At 69.0% G+C, this 20,334-nt stretch carries 17 protein-coding genes; 10 read left to right on the top strand and 7 right to left on the bottom strand.

Going from position 1 to position 20,334, the window contains the following annotated elements; translation table 11 throughout:
- The first annotated feature begins 7 nt into the window (after positions 1-7).
- The 9 genes from EDD27_RS32325 to EDD27_RS32295 all read left to right on the top strand — a co-directional run bounded on the left by EDD27_RS32325 (position 8) and on the right by EDD27_RS32295 (position 11,577).
- The gene (locus tag EDD27_RS32325; RefSeq protein ID WP_127935753.1) at positions 8-2,248 is read left to right on the top strand and encodes a rhamnogalacturonan lyase family protein; all 2,241 of its coding nucleotides are present in this window, start codon (positions 8-10) and stop codon (positions 2,246-2,248) included.
- Positions 2,249-2,347: 99 nt separating this feature from the next.
- Positions 2,348-3,781 (top strand): GDSL-type esterase/lipase family protein, encoded by a 1,434-nt coding sequence (locus EDD27_RS32320; protein ID WP_127935752.1) that lies wholly within the window; start codon positions 2,348-2,350, stop codon positions 3,779-3,781.
- Between the two features lie 32 nt (positions 3,782-3,813).
- The gene (locus EDD27_RS54680; RefSeq protein WP_206641756.1) at positions 3,814-3,963 is read left to right on the top strand and encodes a hypothetical protein; all 150 of its coding nucleotides are present in this window, start codon (positions 3,814-3,816) and stop codon (positions 3,961-3,963) included.
- 62 nt (positions 3,964-4,025) lie between these two features.
- Positions 4,026-5,222 (top strand): SGNH/GDSL hydrolase family protein, encoded by a 1,197-nt coding sequence (locus EDD27_RS32315; RefSeq protein ID WP_164903875.1) that lies wholly within the window; start codon positions 4,026-4,028, stop codon positions 5,220-5,222.
- A gap of 27 nt (positions 5,223-5,249) precedes the next feature.
- Complete coding sequence (locus EDD27_RS32310) at positions 5,250-6,752, top strand: glycosyl hydrolase 53 family protein (RefSeq protein WP_206641755.1); 1,503 nt, start codon at positions 5,250-5,252, stop codon at positions 6,750-6,752.
- A 161-nt stretch (positions 6,753-6,913) separates the two neighbouring features.
- Positions 6,914-8,227 (top strand): RICIN domain-containing protein, encoded by a 1,314-nt coding sequence (locus EDD27_RS32305; RefSeq protein ID WP_127935751.1) that lies wholly within the window; start codon positions 6,914-6,916, stop codon positions 8,225-8,227.
- Between the two features lie 225 nt (positions 8,228-8,452).
- The gene (locus tag EDD27_RS32300; protein WP_164903874.1) at positions 8,453-9,844 is read left to right on the top strand and encodes an RICIN domain-containing protein; all 1,392 of its coding nucleotides are present in this window, start codon (positions 8,453-8,455) and stop codon (positions 9,842-9,844) included.
- Between the two features lie 282 nt (positions 9,845-10,126).
- Positions 10,127-10,555, top strand: coding sequence for a glycoside hydrolase family 5 protein (locus tag EDD27_RS55885; RefSeq protein ID WP_206641754.1), 429 nt, complete (start codon positions 10,127-10,129; stop codon positions 10,553-10,555).
- A gap of 29 nt (positions 10,556-10,584) precedes the next feature.
- On the top strand, positions 10,585-11,577 hold the full coding sequence (locus EDD27_RS32295) for an RICIN domain-containing protein (protein WP_206641753.1): 993 nt from the start codon (positions 10,585-10,587) through the stop codon (positions 11,575-11,577).
- A gap of 23 nt (positions 11,578-11,600) precedes the next feature.
- Here the strand turns inward: EDD27_RS32295 and EDD27_RS32290 are convergent, their stop codons facing one another.
- On the bottom strand, positions 11,601-12,878 hold the full coding sequence (locus EDD27_RS32290) for a glycoside hydrolase family 43 protein (RefSeq protein ID WP_127935749.1): 1,278 nt from the start codon (positions 12,876-12,878) through the stop codon (positions 11,601-11,603).
- 150 nt (positions 12,879-13,028) lie between these two features.
- Positions 13,029-14,141 (bottom strand): Gfo/Idh/MocA family protein, encoded by a 1,113-nt coding sequence (locus EDD27_RS32285; protein ID WP_127935748.1) that lies wholly within the window; start codon positions 14,139-14,141, stop codon positions 13,029-13,031.
- A 114-nt stretch (positions 14,142-14,255) separates the two neighbouring features.
- Here EDD27_RS32285 and EDD27_RS32280 point away from each other — a divergent pair, with 114 nt between their 5' ends.
- Positions 14,256-15,296 carry a LacI family DNA-binding transcriptional regulator gene (locus EDD27_RS32280; RefSeq protein WP_127935747.1) on the top strand — a complete coding sequence of 347 codons (1,041 nt, stop codon included), beginning with the start codon at positions 14,256-14,258 and terminating at the stop codon, positions 15,294-15,296.
- A gap of 64 nt (positions 15,297-15,360) precedes the next feature.
- Here EDD27_RS32280 and EDD27_RS32275 read toward each other — a convergent pair whose 3' ends face one another.
- The 5 genes from EDD27_RS32275 to EDD27_RS32255 form a co-directional block, all read right to left on the bottom strand.
- Complete coding sequence (locus tag EDD27_RS32275) at positions 15,361-15,936, bottom strand: hypothetical protein (RefSeq protein ID WP_127935746.1); 576 nt, start codon at positions 15,934-15,936, stop codon at positions 15,361-15,363.
- A gap of 56 nt (positions 15,937-15,992) precedes the next feature.
- Positions 15,993-17,030 carry an ABC transporter ATP-binding protein gene (locus EDD27_RS32270; protein WP_127935745.1) on the bottom strand — a complete coding sequence of 346 codons (1,038 nt, stop codon included), beginning with the start codon at positions 17,028-17,030 and terminating at the stop codon, positions 15,993-15,995.
- A complete protein-coding gene (locus tag EDD27_RS32265) occupies positions 17,027-18,124 on the bottom strand; it encodes an ABC transporter ATP-binding protein (RefSeq protein WP_127935744.1) in 1,098 nt (365 codons plus the stop codon). The genes EDD27_RS32270 and EDD27_RS32265 overlap by 4 nt, the downstream gene beginning before the upstream one ends.
- Positions 18,125-18,189: 65 nt before the next feature.
- Complete coding sequence (locus tag EDD27_RS32260) at positions 18,190-19,317, bottom strand: ABC transporter permease (protein ID WP_127935743.1); 1,128 nt, start codon at positions 19,315-19,317, stop codon at positions 18,190-18,192.
- A gap of 6 nt (positions 19,318-19,323) precedes the next feature.
- Entirely contained in the window at positions 19,324-20,310 is a 987-nt protein-coding gene (locus tag EDD27_RS32255; protein WP_127935742.1) for an ABC transporter permease, read from the bottom strand.
- Positions 20,311-20,334: the final 24 nt, after the last annotated feature.

Below are 20,334 nucleotides of genomic sequence, written 5' to 3'. Positions count from 1 at the left end.
TTCCCTCATGTCCTTACGTAGACCACGCACCGCGCTGCTGTCCGCCGGCGTCGCGCTGACGATGGCCGCCGCAGGCCTCGTCATGGCCGCGGAAGCCTCCGCGGCGGTGACCCGCTACGAGGCGGAAAACGCACCGGCCACGTGCGACGGCTTCATCGAGTCGAACCACGCCGGCTTCTCCGGCAGCGGATTCTGCAACGGCAACAACGCGGCCGGCGCGGCGGCACAGTTCACCGTGACCGCGGCCGCGGCCGGCGATGCCACCATCGCGATCCGGTACGCCAACGGCGGGACCGCGAGCCGTCCCGCGGACGTGCTGGTCAACGGCGCGGTCGCACATGCCGCCAGCGCGTTCGACCCCACCGGCGCCTGGACGACCTGGGTCACCAAGACGCTGACCGTCACGCTGAACGCCGGCGACAACACCATCCGGTTGAGCCCGACCGCCGCCGACGGCCTGGCCAACATCGACTACTTGGAGACGGACCAGGGCGGCGGCCCAACCCCGACCGGCCGCCAGATGGAGGATCTCAACCGCGGCCTGGTCAGCGTGCGTTCCGGGACGGGCAACCTGGTGTCCTGGCGGCTGCTGGGCACCGAGAGCGCCAGCACCGGGTTCAACCTCTACCGGGGCTCGACCAAGCTGAACTCCTCGCCTCTCACCGGCGCCACCAACTACCTGGACAACGGCGCGCCAGGGGACGCCTCCTATACCGTCCGAGCGGTCGTGAACGGGGTGGAGCAGGCCGCGTCCGAGCCGTCGCTGCGCTTTGCCGGCGGCAACTACCTGGACGTGCCGATCTCCCGGCCGGGAAGCAACTACACCGCCGGGGACGCGAGCGTCGGCGACGCGGACGGCGATGGCCAGTACGAGATCTTCCTCAAGTGGGACCCCAGCGACCAGAAGGACAATTCCCAGTCCGGCATCACCAGCAATGTCTACATCGATGCGTACCGGCTCAACGGCCAGCGGCTGTGGCGCATCGACCTGGGCCGCAACATCCGGGCCGGCGCGCACTACACGCAGTTCCAGGTCTACGACTACGACGGCGACGGCCGGGCCGAGCTGGCGGTCAAGACCGGTGACGGCACCGTCTCCGGCACCGGACAGGTGATCGGCAACGGCAGCGCCCTGCACCGCAACTCCTCCGGCTACATCATCACCGGTCCCGAATACCTGACCATGTTCAACGGGCTCACCGGCGCGGCCATGTCCACGGTGAACTTCGAGCCGGCCCGCGGCAACATCAACGACTGGGGCGACAACTACGGCAACCGCGGCGACCGGTTCCTGGCCGGTACGGCGTACCTGGACGGGCAGCGCCCCAGCCTCATCATGGGCCGCGGCTACTACGCCAAGAGCGCGATCGCCGCCTGGGACTTCCGCGACGGCCAGCTCACCCGGCGCTGGAAGTTCGACTCCAGCAGCGCCGGCAGCCAGTGGACCGGCCGCGGCGCGCACTCGCTGTCCATCGCCGACGTCGACGGCAACGGCACCGACGAGATCATCTACGGCGGCATGACCATCAACGCCAACGGCACCGGCCGCTACACCACCAGCTTCTACGCCCACGGCGACGCCCTGCACGTCGGAGACTTCGTGCCCAGCCGTGCCGGCAAGGAGATCTGGATGATCCACGAGCAGAGCTCCGGCGCCTCCGCCACGCTGCGCGATGCCAACACCGGCTCGATCATCATGCAGAAGAACAACACCTGCGGCTGCGAAGGCCCGGCTCGCGGCGTGGCCGCGGACATCCACGCCGGCAACGCCGGCGGCGAGTTCTGGGGGTCCGGCACCGGCCTGGGCAGCCTCTTCAACGCCTCCGGCGGCAGTGTCGGGCGCAACCCCAGCAGCTATAACTTCCTGGCCTGGTGGGACGCCGACCCGGTACGGGAACTGCTGGACGGCAACCACGTCGACAAATACGGCACCAGCGGCGACACGCGCCTGCTCACCGCCTCCGGCGCGCACTCCATCAACGGCACCAAGGCCACGCCGTCACTGTCCGGCGACCTGTTCGGCGACTGGCGCGAGGAGATCATCCTGCCCCGGGACGACAACGCCGCGCTGCGCATCTACGCCACCACCAGCCAGACCGACCGGCGCATCTACACCCTGATGCACGACGCCCAATACCGCGTCGCCATCGCCTGGCAGAACACCGCCTACAACCAGCCGCCACACCCCAGCTTCTTCCTCGGCAACGGCATGAGCACCCCGCCGAGGCCCGACATCTACGTCCGCTGAACACCCGACGGTCTGGCGGCCCGGCACCACCGGGCCGCCAGACCGTGACCTGCGCCGATGGCGGGTTGTTCTCAGCCGGCCTCACCCCCAGGAGCCTCGATGAAATGGCTGCCGAAGATCTCCTTACTCACGGCGATGACGACGGCACTGGCCGGCGCTCCCATCGCGTTCGCGACAGGCGCGCACGCCGCGACGACCCGGTACGAGGTGGAGTCCGCACCCGCCGTGTGCAGCGGCGCCATAGCCTCCAACCACTCCGGCTACTCCGGTAGCGGTTTCTGCGATACCGCCAACGCCGTCGGCAGCGCTGTGCAGTTCACCGTCAGCACGCCGACCGCGGGCACCGCCACCCTGGCCATCCGCTACGCCAACGGCACCACGACGAACCGTCCGGCGGACATCAGCGTCAACGGAACGACGGTGCAGTCCGGGCTCGGCTTCGAGGGCACCGGCGCGTGGAACGTCTGGGCGACCAAGAGCCTGCCCGTGCAGCTGAATGCGGGAACCACCACCGTACGGCTCGCCGCGACCACCGCCGGCGGACTCGGGAACATCGATTATGTCGAGGTCACGAGCACACCGGGCGCCGGGGACGGCTCGCCCACCGATCCGAACATCCGATTCGTCGGCCGCTGGGACACCCGCAACAGCACCGCCTACGTCCCGGGCTGGGCCGGCGCCTACCTCAAGACCGCCTTCACCGGCACCACTGTCAAGCTGAAGCAGCGCAACACCATCGACCTCTACTACAGCATCGACGGCGGCCCCGACGTCTACCTGCAAAACGTGTCGGGCACGGTGAACCTGACCCCGAGACCACTGGCGGCGGGCAACCACAGCCTGCGCGTGTCCTACCGCGTGGTGGCCGGCTCCTACCGTGGAGACGCGGTCTTCCAGGGGCTGGTGCTCGACCCGGGCGCGCGCACCCTGCCCGCCGAGCCGGCGCGCGGCATGGTGGAGTTCGTCGGGGACTCCATCACTGTCGGCACCACCAGCTCGAAGAACGCGCTCACGGCGTACGGCTGGCTGGTGGGGGAGCAGCTCGGCCTGGACCACATGCAGGTCGCCCAGGGCGGCGCCTGTCTGGTGAGCACCGCCGACGGCTGTGTCGGCCTGGACCGGCGCTTCGTGAAGGTGAGCGCCGTCGACGGGGCGGTCGACCACGACTTCACCCGGTACCAGGCGGACGTGGTCGTGATCAACCTGGGCACCAACGACGTCGGTCACGGGGTGTCCACGACCCAGTTCCAGAGCTCCTATGTCGGGCTGCTGCGCACTATCCGCAGCAAGTATCCGAGTGCCGCGATCCTGGCCCTGAAGACCTTCCGCGGGCGGTATGTCCCGCAGACCGAGGCCGCGGTGCAGACCGTCAACAACGCCGGTGATCGCAACGTCTTCTTCGTCAACACCGATGGTTGGGTGCCTCCGGACGGCCTGACCGACGCCGTCCATCCCAACGACATCGGGCACCGCGCGATCGCGGCGAAGCTGGCGCCGATCGTGGCCGGCCACCTGGCCCCACCACTCCCGTAGCCACCTCCAGCGCCACGCCGGACGCCGGCGCCGTGCAGTACAAGATCATCAACCAGTGGAACGGCGGCTTCCAGGGCGAGGTGCAGGTCACCAACACTGTGGGCTTCACCGGCGTCTGGAACGGCGTCAACACCGCCCCGGCATCCCTCACCCTCGACGACGCCGGATGCGCACTCAGCTGACCCGCCTGTTCCCAGTGCCGTACCTGCGATGACCAGACCCGGCTCACCTTTTGGAGTTCCCCATGTCCTTACGGAGAAGGCTGTCCGCCGCTGTCGCGCTGACGGTGGCCGCCGCGGGTGTCGTCATGGCCGCGGGAACCGCCGCGGCGGCGACCCGCCATGAGGCGGAAAGCGCGCCGGCCACATGCGACGGTCTCATCGAGTCCAACCACGCCGGCTTCTCCGGCAGCGGATTCTGCAACGCCAACAACGCGGCAGGCGCGGCGGCGCAGTTCACCGTGACCGCGCCCGCCGCCGGCGCGGCCACCGTCAACATCCGATACGCCAACGGCGGGACCTCAAGCCGTCCCGCCGACGTGCTGGTCAACGGCGCGGTCGCACATGCGGGCAGCGCGTTCGACCCCACCGGGGCCTGGACGAGCTGGGTCACCAAGACGCTGACCGTGTCGCTGAACGCGGGCGACAACACCATCCGGCTGAACCCGACCACCGCCGGCGGTCTGCCCAACCTCGACTACCTGGAGGTCGACGCGCCCACCTCCGGCAAGACCACGGTCTGGCTGGCCGGAGACTCCACCGTCGCCAACAGCTCCGGCAGCAACGTCGTCGGCTGGGGCAGGGAGCTCAGCAACTACCTCACCACCGACGCCACCGTGGTCAACAGCGCCGTAGGCGGCCGCAGCGTCCAGACCTGGCTGTACGAGTCCGCCGTCACCAGCACCAAGAACTCCGCCGGGGAATGCGTGCTCAGCTCCACCGCCTACGCCGCCCGCTGGCAGGCGATGCTCAACGCCTCCACCGGGATGAAGGCCGGCGACCACCTGTTCATCCAGTTCGGCATCAACGACGGCTCGTCCACCTGTCCCCGCCACGTCGGCTCCGCCCGGTACCGCGAACTGCTCACCACCATGGTCCGCGCCGCCCAGCAGCGCGGCGCGCACCCCGTGCTGGTGACCCCAGTGTCCGCCCTGAGGTGCAGCGGCAGTACGGCCACGCCCACCCGCGGATTCCTGACCGAGACCTTCGACGTCGGCAGGGCCACCGGCGCCCCGGTCATCGACCTCCACAAACTGAGCTACACCCTCTACAACAGCCTGCGCTTCTGCCCGTTCAACGGCGACTACTCCTCCGGCCCCGTCGGCGCGTTCTTCGCCAACGACCACACCCACTTCGAGGCGGCGGGTGCACGCCAGATCGCGGGCCTGGTCACCAAGGCGGTACGCGACCAGCAACTCGCCCTCTCCGCGTACCTGAGGTAACACTCGACTCACCCCCCAGGAGTCTCGATGAAATGGTTGTCGAAGATCTCAGTTGTCACGGCGATGGCGACTGCCCTGTCCAGCGCGCCCCTCGCGTTCGCGACCGGCGCGCATGCCGCCACGACCCGGTACGAGGTGGAGTCCGCACCCGCCGAATGCAGTGGCGTCGTCGCTTCGAACCACTCCGGCTACTCCGGTAGCGGTTTCTGCGACACGCCCAACGCCGTCAGCAGCGCTGTCCAGTTCACGGTGAACATGCCGGTCGCCGGCACCGCCACCTTGGGCATCCGGTACGCCAACGGCACCACCGCGAACCGGCCTGCGGACGTCAGCGTCAACGGGTCGGTGGTGCAGCCCGGGTTCGGTTTCGAGGGCACCGGCGCGTGGAACGCCTGGGCGACCAAGAGCCTGCCGGTGCAGCTGAACGCGGGGACCAACACCGTGCGGCTCGCCGCGACCACCGCCGGCGGGCTCGCGAACATCGATTACCTCGACGTCACGACGGACGACGGGAACAGCACGATCATGCAGGGCGCTGACGTGTCGACGCTGCAGCGGGCCGCTGACCTGGGCGCCAGGTACTCCTACGCCAACGGCACCCAGGGTGACCCGCTGGACATCCTCAAGAGTGCCGGCGTCAACTACGTCCGGCTGCGGATCTGGAACAACCCGCGCAGCGGCTACAACAACAAGGACAAGGTCCTGCAGTACGCGCGCACGGTGAAGGCCAAGGGCCTGAAGCTGATGATCGACTTCCACTACTCCGACACCTGGGCCGACCCCGGCGTCCAGACCAAACCCGCGGCGTGGGCGAACCACGGGATCAGCCAGCTGCAGACGGACGTCTACAACTACACCTACGAGGTGTGCACCAGCCTGAAGGCGCAGGGCACCACGCCGGACAGCGTGCAGATCGGCAACGAGATCAACACCGGCATGCTGTGGCCCGACGGCCAGGTGACCAACAACAACTTCACGAACCTGGGCCTGTTACTCAAGGCCGGTTACAACGCGACCAAGGACTGCAACAGCAGCACGCAGGTGATCATCCACACGGCGCGAGTGGAGAGCGGCGCCCGCTGGTTCTACGACGGCATCCGGGCCCAGGGCGTGCAGTGGGACATCACCGCGCTGTCCTACTACTGCTACTGGCACGGCAGCCTGTCGAACATGGCCGCCGTGGTCTCCGACATGCGGTCACGGTACGGCAAGCCGGTCATCCTCGCCGAGACCGCCTACCCGTTCACCACGGCCAACTTCGACCACAGCGGGAACATCATCACCTCCTCCCAGCCGTGTTCCGGCTACCCGGCGACGCCCGCCGGACAGCAGGCCAACTTCGCCGCCGTGCAGAACACCGCCCGGAACGCCGGTGCGAGCGGGATCTTCTACTGGGAGCCCACCTGGTACGCCGTGCCCGGCAACGGCTGGAACCCGGCCGACATCAACAACTCCGGCAACGCCTGGGAGAACCAGGCCGTCTTCGACCAGAACGGCCGCCTCAACCCCAACATCCGCTGGCTCCCCTGACAACGCGCACAACGCTCCTGCCGCCCCTCGCGGGTGGCAGGAGCACCCACGCCCGCTTTCGCGCCGCGCGTCCAGCCGACCCGCCGCCGACTGGACGCACCCGGCAACGGACCCAACCGAACTCAATCGCCACAGCCATCCCTGCACCCAAGGAGTCATCCATGACCATGCAACGGCGGACATTCCTCAGCGTGAGCGCGGCAGGAGCGGCGGGCCTCGGCCTGTCCCTGCTTGGCGCGGGGCAGGCGCTCGCCGGCGTCGGGCCGCTGGACACGGCGCCGACCACGCCGTTCGCGGTGGGCGTGCGCCGGTACGACTGGTGGCGGGGCAGCCGTCCATGCACCACGTACGTTTACTATCCCGCCACCGGCACCCCCGGCGGTAACCCCGTCACGAACGCCCCGGTCGCCAACGGTGTCTTCCCCGTCTACAACTTCACCCACGGCTACGGCAGCAGCCCGCAGAACTCCCTGTTCATCATCCGGGCCCTGGCAGCGGCGGGCTTCATCGTCCCCGCCCCGCACTTCAACCACAACTTCACCGACGTCAACAACGGCAACACCTCCAAGGACGTCTCGCAGATCCTCACCCAGACCCTCGCCCTCAACACGAGCGGAGCACTCGCCGGGCACATCAACACCAGCATCGGCGTAGGAGTCTCGGGCCACTCCCTGGGCGGCATGACCACCCACGGCCTGCTGACCGCCTGGCCCGACAGCCGGATCATCTCCGCCAACCCGCAGTCCTGCATAGACATGGGCAATCCCGCCAGCTCGGTCTCGGCCAAGGTCCTGTTCGTCCACGGTGACCGCGACTCGACCACGTCGTACTCCTCGGCCCGGCAGGCGTACACGGAGATGACCTGGCCCAAGGCGTTCCTCACCTTCGTCGGCGGCAGCCACACCAGCTTCTGGAGCGACAACCGCTTCCCGAACACCGTCGTCGACTGGGCCCGCTGGACCATGTACGGCGACACCGCCGCCCGCGACCGCCTCCCGGCCGACGCCGCCGGGCCCAACACCAGGTGGGAAGCCCAGCTGGGTGACTCGCCCGGCGGCCCGGCCGCTTACACCCTGGTGGCCCAGCACAGCGGCAAGGCCGCCGACATCAACGAGGCCTCCACCGCCGTCGGCGCACGGCTCATCCAATACACCGCCAACAGCCGCCCCAACCAGCAGTTCGAGTTCGTGGACTCGGGCGACGGCCACGTCCGCCTCAAGGCCCGGCACAGCGGCCTGTTCCTCCAGCCCACGGGCACCGCGACCGGCGCGGACATCGTCCAACAGGCCGACACCGGCGCCACCGGCCAGCAGTGGCGCGTGGTCGACCACGGCGGTGACGCGATCAGCCTCGTCAACCGGGAGTCCGGCCTGGCCATGGACGTCTGGCAGTACTCCACCGCCGACGGCGCCCGCATCTCCCAATACACCTACAACAGCAACCCCAACCAGCGCTTCACCCGCCGCCGCGTCTGACACGAGACCTGACGGGGCACCGCACGGGCAGCAGGGCGGGCGGTGCCCCGGCATGGCGCGGACAACCCTTCACCACCACACTGGACGGGTTCAATGACACAGCCATTCCACGATCCGACCTCACCGCGACGTCCGCACAGACGTCGCACCACATTCGTCCTCGTCGGCGCACTGATCGCGAGCTGCGCCGCCGCGCTGCTCACGGGACCGCCGGCGAACGCAGCCATGATCGACCCGGCTGCGTACTACCAGATCGTCTCGCGGCACAGCGGCAAAGCGGTCGACATCGCCGACCAGTCGACCGCCGACGGTGCTGTCGTCCAGCAACGGACCCGCACCGACCAGGCCAGTCAGCAGTTCCAGTTCGTCGACGCCGGCAGCGGCTACTACAAGCTCCGAGCCCGGCACAGCGGCAAGGTGGTGGACGTCGCCTCGGCATCCACGGCGAACGGTGCGAACGTCGTCCAGTGGACCGATAACGGCGGCACCAACCAGCAATTCCGAGTCGTGGATACCGACAGCGGATATGTCAAGCTCATCAACCGCAACAGCGGCAAGGCCCTCGACGTCTGGGAGCAGTCCACTGCTGACGGCGCGCGGATCTCCCAGTACACCGACACGGGCGCCGCCAACCAGCAGTGGCAACTAGTACGGGCCGACGCGCCACCGGCCCCGAAGTACGCCGGCTATCTGTTCACTTACTTCACCGGCGAGAACACCTCCGCCGGCGAGCAGGTCTACTTCGCGCTCAGCCAGGGCAACGACCCCACCCGGTGGCGCCAGCTCAACGGTGGGCGGCCCGTGTTGACCTCGACCGTGGGTACCCGCGGCGTGCGCGACCCGTTCATCATCCGTTCCCCGCAGGGCGACAAGTTCTACCAGATCGCCACCGACCTGCGGATGTACGGCAACGGCAACTGGGACCAGGTCCAGCGGACGGGCAGCAAGTCCATAGTGGTCTGGGAGTCGACCGACCTGGTGAACTGGAGCGCGCCGCGCCTGGCACGCGTCTCACCGGACACGGCCGGCAACACGTGGGCCCCGGAGGCGTACTACGACGAGGGACTCGGCCAGTACGTCGTGTTCTGGGCGTCGAAGCTGTACTCCGCCGGCGACCCGAACCACACCGGCAACACCTACAACCGGATGATGTACGCCACGACATCCGACTTCCGGACCTTCAGCGCCGCGCAGGTCTGGGTCGACAAGGGCTACTCGACGATCGATTCGACGCTCATCAAGCACAACGGTACCTACTACCGCTTCACGAAGGACGAGCGGAGCTCGTCGCAGACCGCGTGCGGCAAGTTCATCCTCGCGGAGAAGTCGACGACCATGCTCAACCGCAACTACTCGTTCGTCGCAGACTGCCTCGGGAACAACGCGATCAGCCAAGGCGAAGGTCCGTTGGTCTTCAAATCGAACACCGACGAGCGCTGGTACATGTTCATCGACGAGTACGGAGGTCGGGGCTACGTACCGTTCACGACCACTGACCTGAACACCCGGCAATGGTCGCCCGTCTCCAGCTACACCATGCCCGGCCGGCCGCGCCACGGCACCGTCCTGCCGATCAACCAGGCCGAGTACGACCGGCTACTGCGACACTGGGGCTGAGCCGCCCTGTGGTGGAGCCGCCAGCCGCTCGACACGCCGAGCGCCCCACCCGTGTGATCCCGTCAACGGCTCGAGCAGTGCGGCGGCGGTCGCCGATCCCTGTGACGGGAAGAGCCTTCACTGCCAGGGTGCCGCGCGCCCTGTACGTCATGCGGGGACTGGTGAACGCCATACTGCGCGCGGGATTTTGACGTCAACATCGCTCTTCAATCCCCTTGTCAACACGGCACCACGAAATGGGTCAATACCATGACAAATCATTCCCGTACCCTCCGCCGAATCTTGCTCAGCGTTCTCAGCACGCTGGCCCTGGTACCGGTAGCCGCCCTCGTGGGCGCCCCACCGGCCAGCGCCGACACCAGCCAGTTCAGGGGTGTGAACTGGGTCGTACCGGGCGACAACTTCGTCAGAGGCCTGCTGGTCCTCGACGGACTGGCCCAATCCGACAGCTACGCGACCGTCCGGGCCAAGGCGGACGCCATCTACAACGGATTCGAGAGCCAACTCGGCGCCAACACCGTCCGGTTACCGGTCAACACCCACACCGTAGGTTCGTCCTGGTGGAACGCGTACCGCGGCACGATCGATGCCGCTACCGCCAGGGGGTTCAAAGTAATCCTCGCCTACTGGGAGGACGCAGCGGCCTCCAGCGGCCGGATCACCAACACGGCCGCCTTCACCTCCATGTGGAATACCGTGACCGCCCAGTAGGCTCCAACGACCTGGTCTACTTCGAGCCGATGAATGAACCCCACGGCTACAGCGCCTCCGAGTGGACGAACTTCGCCGCCTCATGGATCAACGCCCGCTCGTCGATTCCGAGGGGCCGGATCCTTGTGGGCGGCACCGGTTACAGCCAGGACCTCAGGCCAGTCTGTGCCGACAGCCGCCTCAACGGAACGCTGCTGTCCTATCACCACTACACCTTCTTCTACGGCGAGAAGGACTATGCCGGCTGGGTCCAGAGCTTCCGCGAGCGGCTGGGCGCCTGCGCCTCGCGCGCGGTCACGACCGAGTTCGGCGCTCAGATGGACTTCGGCCTGAACTACAACGACGCGGGCAGCACCAACAACTTCGTCCGGTACTTCCGGGCCGTCACAGACTCCCTGCGTGACCTCCGCATGGGTTCGGTCTACTGGCCCGCGCTCGGGGGGAAGATCAGCGAGTACGGCTATGACCGGTACTCCATGTTCGCGCTCCAAGGAAGCGGCACCAACTTGACCTTGAGCATCCGCAACTCCACCGGCGCCGCTCGCCTCAAGCACGGCTGGGGCGACGGTGGGGGTGGCAGCCCCGAAATGGTCACACTCACGGCAGCGCACTCGGGCAAGTGCGTCGACGTGGTCAGCGCGTCCACGGCGGACGGGGCCGAGATCGCCCAGTACGGCTGCAACGGCGGCAGCAACCAGCGCTGGGAATTCCGGGACCTCGGCACAGGCTACTACCAGATCGTCGCCGCACACTCCGGCAAATGCCTCGATGTGGATGCGGCCTCGACCGCCAACAACGCCAGGATCATCCAGTGGACCTGCAACGGCGGACAGAACCAGCAATGGCAGGCACAGGACGCCGGGAGCGGCCGGGTGCGACTGGTCGCACGCCACTCCGGCAAATGCCTTGACGTCCCGAGCAGTTCCACCGCCGACGGCACCCGCCTGATCCAGTACACCTGCAGCAGCGGGCAGAACCAGCAGTTCACGCGAAATGCGAGCCCGGCGACCCGGTCGTCGTGATCCTGCTGGCCGGCCTGCCGGCGTCATCCAGTTGCGGCACAGCCTCGCGTCCGCCCGGGGCGAACGCCCGACGGGATGGCGTGCTGCGGGAGCCGGGCAGGACGGTTCCGGCTGTCGGTCGAGGTCCCCGAGGAGGTGCCGTCAGCCCGCTCCGGCTCCCCGTGGCGCCGGGGCGCCACCTGCGCCGTAGTGTGCACGCACTCGCTCCGCTCCGCTCGCGTGACCGGCAGGACGCTGCCGTGCCGGGTGCCCTGCGGCAGTACGAATCCCTCGGCAGGGCGCCACACTCGGCCGGTTGGATCGGAGTTCTCGAACGGCACGTAGCCGCGGCCGCGGTACTCGTCAATGAGCAGGTACCACTTCTGCTCGGTGGTGGAGCGGAAGATGGTCGGCCCCTCGCCTTCGGTGACGCCCGGGCGCTTGGTGTCACCCCGTCCGACGCACTTGGCGACCAGCTCCCATTCGGCGCCGATGAGCCGTGCGGACTTCTCCTGCGTGATGAACCGGCCGCAGGGGTCCGACCAGCCGGGGGCTCGCGCGTCCTTGGTGAACCGGTAGTAGGTCTCGCCGTGGCGGAACACCGTGGCGTCGAGGACGGGGTGCCCCGGGTCGCGCCAGATCTGCGGGGCGCTGAAGGTGCGGAAGTCGCGGGTCGTGGCGTAGAGCATGCGCTCGTGGGTCTCTGTGGAGCGGTCCGTGTCGCCCTCGGCGTACAGCCGCGACGCCCAGTACACGACGTAGGCGCCTCGTTCTGGGTCGTAGTGCGCCTCCGGTGCCCAGGTGCAGCCGGCGGTGTCGGGGGAGACCCGGATGTGGCGTTGCGGCGACCAGTGCACCAGGTCGGCCGACTCCCATACCTCGATGTACAGGCTGCCGACCCTTTTCGCGGCGTACCAGTCTCCGCTCCCGAAGATCCGCAAGTCCGTGGCGAGCAGGAAGAACCGGTCGCCGGCGGGTGAACGCACAAGGAACGGGTCGCGCACCCCCTTCCCGCCGTGCGTCGAGGTGAGGACCGGTTGTCCCCCATTCAGCTCGTCCCACAATCGGGGGTCGTTGCCGCGGCTGGCCGCGAAGTAGATCTGCTCGCCGCGGGGTTTGTCCTCTCCCGTGAAGTAGGCGAACAGGTAGCCCTCGAATGGTTCGGCTCCGGCGGACTTGGGGGCCGGCGGGGACTGACAGGGTGATGCGTGCGCGGTCCCGGCGGCGGATGCCGCGCCGGCGTGCGTGGTGAGGGCGGCTGTTCCGCCGAGGGCGAGCGCTTCGGTCACGACGGTGCGGCGGTTCGGGTCGCGGCTGCTCATCGTGCCCCTCCCGGCGTCTGCGTGCCCGCTGGTCCCACCACGCCGGCCGATCTCGCGCCCGTCGCCCCGCCAGTGCAGTCGCGGACGATGAGCTCCGTGCCGCTGTCGTGCACCGTGAGCCCTGCCCCGGTGCCCGGGCGGGTGGCGCGGTCATGCGGCCTCCTTGACGCGCGGCCACGGCACGGCGCCACCGTCCATGGCGCGCACGAAAGGATCGTCGTCGGCGAGTTCGCCTGCGGCGACGGGGCGGCGGCGGAACGCGGAGGCGTAGGTGGCGGCGGCGAACTCCAGGGTGCGGCGCGCTTCGGCGAGGCTCACCGCGGGTTCGGTGCCGTGCCGCAGCGCGTCCAGGACCGCCGCGATCTGCAGCAGGTGCCCGCTCTCGACGTCGTCCGCGTCGTCGCTGCGCCACAGGTCTGCCAGGTGCTCGTGGCCGGGGGCGGGAGTGAATCGCCAGTGCTTCTCCCGGTAGCCGTAGAGGTGCTCCAGCTCGACGGTGGCGTGCTCGAAATCGAAGCGGAGCCGTGAAGTTTCGCGCGGGGCAAGCAGTGAATTGACGACGCTGGCCATCGCCCCGTTCTGGAACCGGGCGAGGGCCATCGAGACGTCCTCGGTGTCAGTGGGCCGGGCGAGCCGGCCGGCCACGGCGGTGACCTCGCTCCACGGGCCGAGGACGGAGAGTAACAGGTCGAACTGGTGGATGCCGTGGCCCATGGTCGGCCCGCCGCCCTCCACCTCCCAGCGCCCGCGCCACGGCACGGCGAAGTACGCGTCGGTGCGGTACCACAGGGTCTCGCAGACCGCGGTGAGCGGTCGGCCTAGCGCTCCGGAGGAGGCCAGCCGGCGCAGCCGGACGGCGGCGGGGCCAAAGCGGTGCTGGAAGACGGTGAGGACGGGTGTGCCGGTGGCCTGCTGCACCGCGGCGAGCTCGTCCAGCTCGGCGAGGCTCAGCGCGGTCGGCTTCTCGACCAGTACCGGCACCCCGGCGCGCAGGGCGGCGATGGCCAGCGGCGTGTGGCTGTGCGGCGGGGTGCAGATGTGCACCAGGTCGAGACGCTCCTCTGCGAGGAGCTTCTCCGCGCTGGTGTACACGCCCGACACGGAGAAGCGCCGGGCGAAGGTCTCGGCGCGGTCGCGGTCGGTGTCGGCGACCGCTACCAGGCTCGCTCGGTCGGATAGTTCGGCCAGGGCACCCGCGTGGGCGTGGGCGATGCCGCCCGCGCCAACGATGGCGACGCGGGCGGACGGGGACGGGTCCGGCATGGACGGTCTCCCTCTATGGCAGAATAGTGAACGTTCACTTTCGCTTCGAGGAAAACCGTAGTGAACTTTCTCCAGCAGGGCAATAGGGTGCGCTCAGCACGAGGGGGTCCATCCATGACCGAACACTCCGCACCGGCCAGGCGGCCCACCATCAAAGAGGTGGCACGCCTGGCGGGCGTCTCGCACCAGACCGTCTCGCGATACCTGAAGTCCCGTCAGGGCCTGCTCCCGGCCACACTCGAGCGCATCGATGGCGCGGTCGAAGAACTCGGTTACCGCCCCAACCTCATGGCCCGCTCTATGCGCACCCGGCGCACCGGCCGGCTCGCCGTCGTCATGCCCGTCACCACCTTCAACCACGCGCGCCTGCTCTCCGGCGCTCTGGCCGCAGCCCACGAGGCGGGACACGTGGTCGAGGTCGTCAGCGTCGAGGGCTCCACCGCGACCCGGACCGAGCGCGTCCTCGAACTCGCCCAGTCGGGACAGGTGGACGGTGTGCTGTCGCTGACGCCCATGGCGGCCAGCATCGAGCACGGCTTGCCGGGGGGAGCGGCCGTCGTCGTCTCCCCGGACTTCGACGACGCCATGCGCAGCATCGGTGAACTCACCGACGCTTCGCCCGTCACTGAGCTGATGGAACGCCTCGCCGCCCTCGGCCACCGGCGGTTCCTGCACGTCGCCGGGGATCAGGACTGGGCCTCGGCACGGGCGCGCAAGGCCGCCTACCTGGAGGCGGTCGAGCGGCTCGGACTCGAGTCGGTCGGGGTGGCAGAGGGCGACTGGTCGGGCGAGTCGGGGGTGAAAGCCGTCCGGCAGCTGGACTCCGACCGGCTGCCCACCGCCGTGATCGCCGCCAACGACGTGGTCGCCTCCGGGGTGGTGCGCGGTGCCCATGAACGCGGCCTGGACGTGCCCGGTGACCTGAGCGTCACCGGGTGGGACGACAACGAGCTGTGCCGGTTCCTCCCCCCGTCGCTCACTACCGTCCGCGTCAACCTGGAAGGAGCCGGGCGCAACGCGGTGCTGCGGCTGATCAAGGCGGTCGGCGGGCCCGAGCTCGAACCGTGGAGCGGCCCGGTGGCGCAGGTCATCTGGCGCGAGTCGACGGCCCCGCCGCGCCGTCGCCCCGCGTCCGCACCCGCCGGGACGCGCTGACACCGGCAGGCTGCCGCGTGCCCCGCCACGGCGCCGCGCGGCGGGGCGGCGTTCCAGCCCGGGCTTACGCCACGTGACCCGGTACACCCGGCGCCGCGGCCGTATGGGGTGCACCGGGCGCTGCCCGGCCCAGTTCCGGATCCGCGCCGTACCAGATCTCTTCGGCGAGCTGGAGCGTGGCCCAGCAGTAGTTGCCCATCGGAAGCCAGTACGCGTACGCTCCCCGCGTCGCACCTTGATACACGAAGACCAGCTGGGTCCGGCCCGCGTACAGCGTCCGGATGGAGCGCTGCCGGATGTGTTCCCCCTCGCGGAAGGTGACGGTGCGCTCCACCTCCACCGCCCCGCCCACCGTGTCCTCGCGCGCCTCCAGAACGTCCCGTTCCGGCAGTGTGGCCAGGCCGGCGTCGAAGCCGTCGCGCAGCTCGGGCAGGTCGCCGACGGTCACGTCGGCCGGGAGCGTGCTCACCCAGGCCGCGACATAGGTGTCCGGATCATCCGCGTCGGGCCTGAGCATCACCCCCTCGCGGTCCTGGTCGAGGCGGTCGGTGTGCCAGTCCCAGGGGTAGCGGAACGAGAACCGGCCCCGCGGGTCGCGGTAGCGGGTGATGCCGGTGAACTGCGGTACGTCGTCGGTCATGGCACTCCTGTCGTACGCCCGGTGACGCGCGGGGCCGGGGGAGGACTGGCTGAGCTTCACGAGGTGGCCTGCGCGGGTGGCACTGCCGCGGCGGCGCCCGCGAGCGGAAGCGCGCCGGCGAAGTGGCAGGCCGAGCGGTGGCCCTCGCCGACCTGACGCACCGGCGGGGTCTCCGCGGCGCAGACCGGCTGGGCGTAGGGGCAGCGCGGGTGGAAGTAGCAGCCGCTGGGCGGGTTCGCGGGGCTCGGCACGTCGCCGGTGAGCAGCTTCGGACGGATTCGCACCCGCGGGTCAGGCTGCGGTACGGCGGCCAGCAGCGCCTCGGTGTACGGGTGCTTCGGCGCGGTGTAGAGCTGCTCGACCGGTCCGCTCTCGACGATCCGTCCCACGTACATCACCACCACCCGGTCGGCGATGTGCTCGACGGCGGCCAGGTCGTGGCTGATGAAGAGATAGGCGAGGCCCAGCCGACGCTGCAGCTCCTCCAGCAGGTTGAGGATCTGCGCCTGCACGGACACGTCCAGGGCGGAGACCGCCTCGTCGCACACGATCAGGTCCGGGTTGAGGGCGATCGCCCGCGCGATGCCGATGCGCTGGCGCTGGCCGCCGGAGAAGGCGTGCGGGTAGCGGTTCGCGTGCTCGGGGCGCAGGCCGACCAGGGTGAGCAGTTCCGCGACGCGGTCCTTCAGCGCCCGCCCGGCCGCCGCCTTGTTGATGACGAGCGGTTCCTCGATGATGCTGCCGACGGTCATCCGGGAGTCCAGGGAGGCGAACGGATCCTGGAAGATCATCTGGAGGTGGGGGCGGACCGCGCGCAGAGTGCGAGCGTCGGCCGTCTCCAGGTGGACGGGGCCGCGTCCGGGGTGGTGGAAGACGACCTCGCCGGCGGTCGGCTCTTCCAGCCTTACGATCGTGCGCCCGGTCGTGGACTTGCCGCAGCCGGACTCGCCGACCAGAGCGACGGTCTCGCCCCGGCGGACCGTCAGATCGACCCCGTCCACCGCCTTGATCTCCCCGACGCGGCGGCGCAGGAAGCCGCCGCGGATGGGGAAGTGCTTGCGCAGACCGGTTACTTCGAGCAGTGGTTCGTTCATGCGTCTTTCCCCGGCTCGGACTGGCTGGCCTCGTCGTCGCCCGGGTAGAGATGGCAGTGCACGGTGTGTCCCGGTCCCGCGGTGCTCAGGTCCGGGACGGTGGTGTCGCAGCGGCCCGGGATCGCCTCCGGGCACCGGGGGTGGAACGGGCAGCCGGCCACCCGTGCGTGCGGATCGGGCACAGAGCCCTCGATCACCTCCAGGGGCGCCTTGCGGTTGGCGCCGATGCGGGGTATCGAGCGGAGCAGCGCCCGGGTGTAGGGGTGCTTGGGGTCGTAGAAGAGGTCGTCGACGCTGCCGCGCTCCACGATCCGGCCCAGATACATCACGATCACCTCGTCGCAGAGCTGGGCGACCACGCCCATGCTGTGGGTGATGAACATGATCGACATGCCGGCCCGGTCGCGCACGTTCCGGATCAGTTCGAGGATCTGTGCCTCGGTGGTGACGTCCAGCGCGGTGGTGGGCTCGTCGGCGATGAGGACCGTCGGGTTGCAGGAGAGTGCCATGGCGATCATGGCGCGCTGCCGCATGCCGCCGGAGAGCTGGTGCGGATATGACGCGGCGGCCGCCTCCGGGTGTGGCATGCCCACCTGGCGCAGCATCTCCACCGCGCGCTTGTGCGCCTCCTCTCGGTTCCGCGTCTGATGGATGAGGACCGCTTCGGCGATCTGGGCGCCGATGGTGTACACCGGGTTGAGCGAGCTCATCGGCTCTTGGAAGATCATCGCGATCTCCCTGCCACGCAGCTCGCGCATCGGCGCACTGTCCGGGTTGAGCCCGGTGATCTCGGTCTCCCCGCCCACACCGCGCAGCGTGATGCTGCCGCCGGTGATGCGCCCCGGCTTCTCGACGATCTGCAGGATCGCCCGGGCCGTCACGCTCTTGCCGCAGCCGGACTCGCCGACGATCCCCAGCACCTTGCCCCGCGGAACGTCGAACGTCACGCCGTTCAGCGCGCGTACCACGCCCAGCGGGGTGGGGAACTCCACCTCCAGGTCACGGATGGACAGCACAGGGTCTCCGGCGCCGTGCGGCGCCTCCACCGGGACGGCAGCAGGTGCTCCTTCCTCTGCCGCGTATGACTGGCTCATGGTGCGGTTCTCCGGCTCGGTCGGGGGTCGGTCGGGTCCTGTCACGCGGGTTGCCACGGCGCCCCTCATCCGTAGGGGTCGACGGCGTCGCGCAGCCCGTCGCCGATCAACTGGAAGCAGGTCACCGCGAGCACCACCAAGGCCGCCGGGATCAGCAGCCACGGGTACTGCTGCACGGTCGCGACGTTCTGCGCGTCCGAGAGCAGGACCCCCCAGCTCACGGCCGGCGGCAGCATGCCGACGCCGAGGAACGACAGCGACGTCTCGGCGATGATCGTGGCCGGCACCGCCAACATCGCCGTGGCGACGATGTGGCTGGAGGCGTTCGGTATCAGGTGCCTGAAGACGATGCGAGCGCTGGAGGAGCCGGCGATTCGCGCGGCGGCGACATAGTCGCTGGCCGCGTACGACATCACCTTGCCGCGGATCTGCCGCGCGAGGCTCGCCCAGCCGACCAGTGACAGGATGAGGGTGATCAGGAAGTAACGGCTGGCGACGGACATGTCCTGGGGCAGGATCGCGGCCAGCGCCAGCCACAGCGGCAGTGTGGGCAGCGACATCAACAGTTCGATGAACCGCTGCAGCAGCGTGTCGACGGCTCCCCGGAAGTACCCCGATATCGTGCCGATAGTCGCGCCGAGGAAGGTGCCGACGGCCACGCCGAGCAGGCCGATGGTGAGCGACACCCGCGCGCCCTGCATGGAGCGGGCGAACACGTCGCGGCCGGCGCTGTCGGCGCCCCAGAACAGCAGTGTGTGCGGCTTGTCCACCGTCACCAGGTGCCGGTCGGTCGAGATCAGGCCGAACAGCTTGTACTCGTGCCCCTTGCCGAAGAACCGCAGCGGTACGGGCTTGCCGCAGTCGCTGCTGTACTCGTAGGTGAAGGTCTCGGTGTCGAGCTGCTGTTCGCGGCTGCAGATCGCCGGTCCCCCGGACCAGATGACGGCCGTCGGGGGTGCGTTCTTCAGGTCGGCGTCCTGCCGGTCGTAGGGGTTGGGGGAGAGGAAAGGCGCCAGGATCGCGCACACGTAGAGCACCGCGAGCACGACCGAACTGGCCACCGCGAGGCGACTCTTGAGGAAGCGGCGCAGCATGAGCCGCCACTGCGGCAGGGTGGCCGTCCCGTTGCCGGCCTCGGCGGGCGCGGAGAGGGTGTTCGGCTCCGTGACGGGAGCTGGTGGCGTTGTCGTCATCTCCGATCACTCTCCGAGCCGGATGCGGGGGTCGATCACGGTGAGCAGGAAGTCTGCGACGAAATTGCCGATCACCAGCAACGCCGAGAGCATGAGCAAGATGGTGCCCGCGACGTACATGTCCTTGTTGAGCAGTGAGTTGACCAGCAGTGGCCCGATGGTCGGCAGGTTGAGGACGATCGACACGATCGCCTCGCCGGAGATCAGCACGGGGAAGGTGGTGCCGAAGGTCATCACCAGCGGATGCAGCGAGTTGCGCACCGCGTGCTTCCAGATCACCTTGCGCTCCGACACCCCCTTGGCCCGCGCGGTCTGCACGTACTGGTTGTTGAGAACGTCGAGCAGATTGGCACGCATGACGCGGGTCAGCCAGGCGGTCGAGCCGGCCGCGATCACGACCAGCGGGATCCAGAGATGTTCGAGCAGATCGGTGAACTTCGCCCAGCTCCACGGGGCGTTCTCGTACTGGCTGGAGAAGAGCCCGCCGACGTCCGCGCCGAGGTGGTTGGCGGCCAGCGTCATGACCACGAGCGCGAACAGGAATTCCGGGATGGCGACCCCGATGAACTGGATCACCGTGATGACGTTGTCGGGCAGCGAGCGCCGGTGGGTGGCGGAGTAGACCCCGAGCGGGATCGACAAGCCCCAGGCGATGAGGAGGGCCCCGATGCTGAGCAGCAGCGAGAGTCCGAGTCGGCTCCAGATGAGGGAGCCGACGGGTTCATTGAGAGTGAAGGAGAACCCGAAGTCGCCGTGCCAGAAGCCGGATATCCACTTCCCGTACTGGGTGAACCAGGATTCGTCGACGCCGTACTGCTGCTTCAGCGCGGCGATCTGCGCCTCGGTCACCTCTCCGCCCTGCGACTGCAGCTGGGAGATCTTCTGCGAGAGAGCGCTGCCGGGAGGGGCGGCGATGATGGCGAAACTGAGCACGGACACGACGGCGAGCGTCACAATCATGTAGACGACGCGGCGGGCGACCACGATCAGCATGCGGCTCTCCCAGAGGTGATGGCC

The organism is Nonomuraea polychroma (genome assembly GCF_004011505.1).
GTDB lineage: Bacteria > Actinomycetota > Actinomycetes > Streptosporangiales > Streptosporangiaceae > Nonomuraea > Nonomuraea polychroma.
This window is presented reverse-complemented; position numbering and strand designations above follow the sequence as displayed.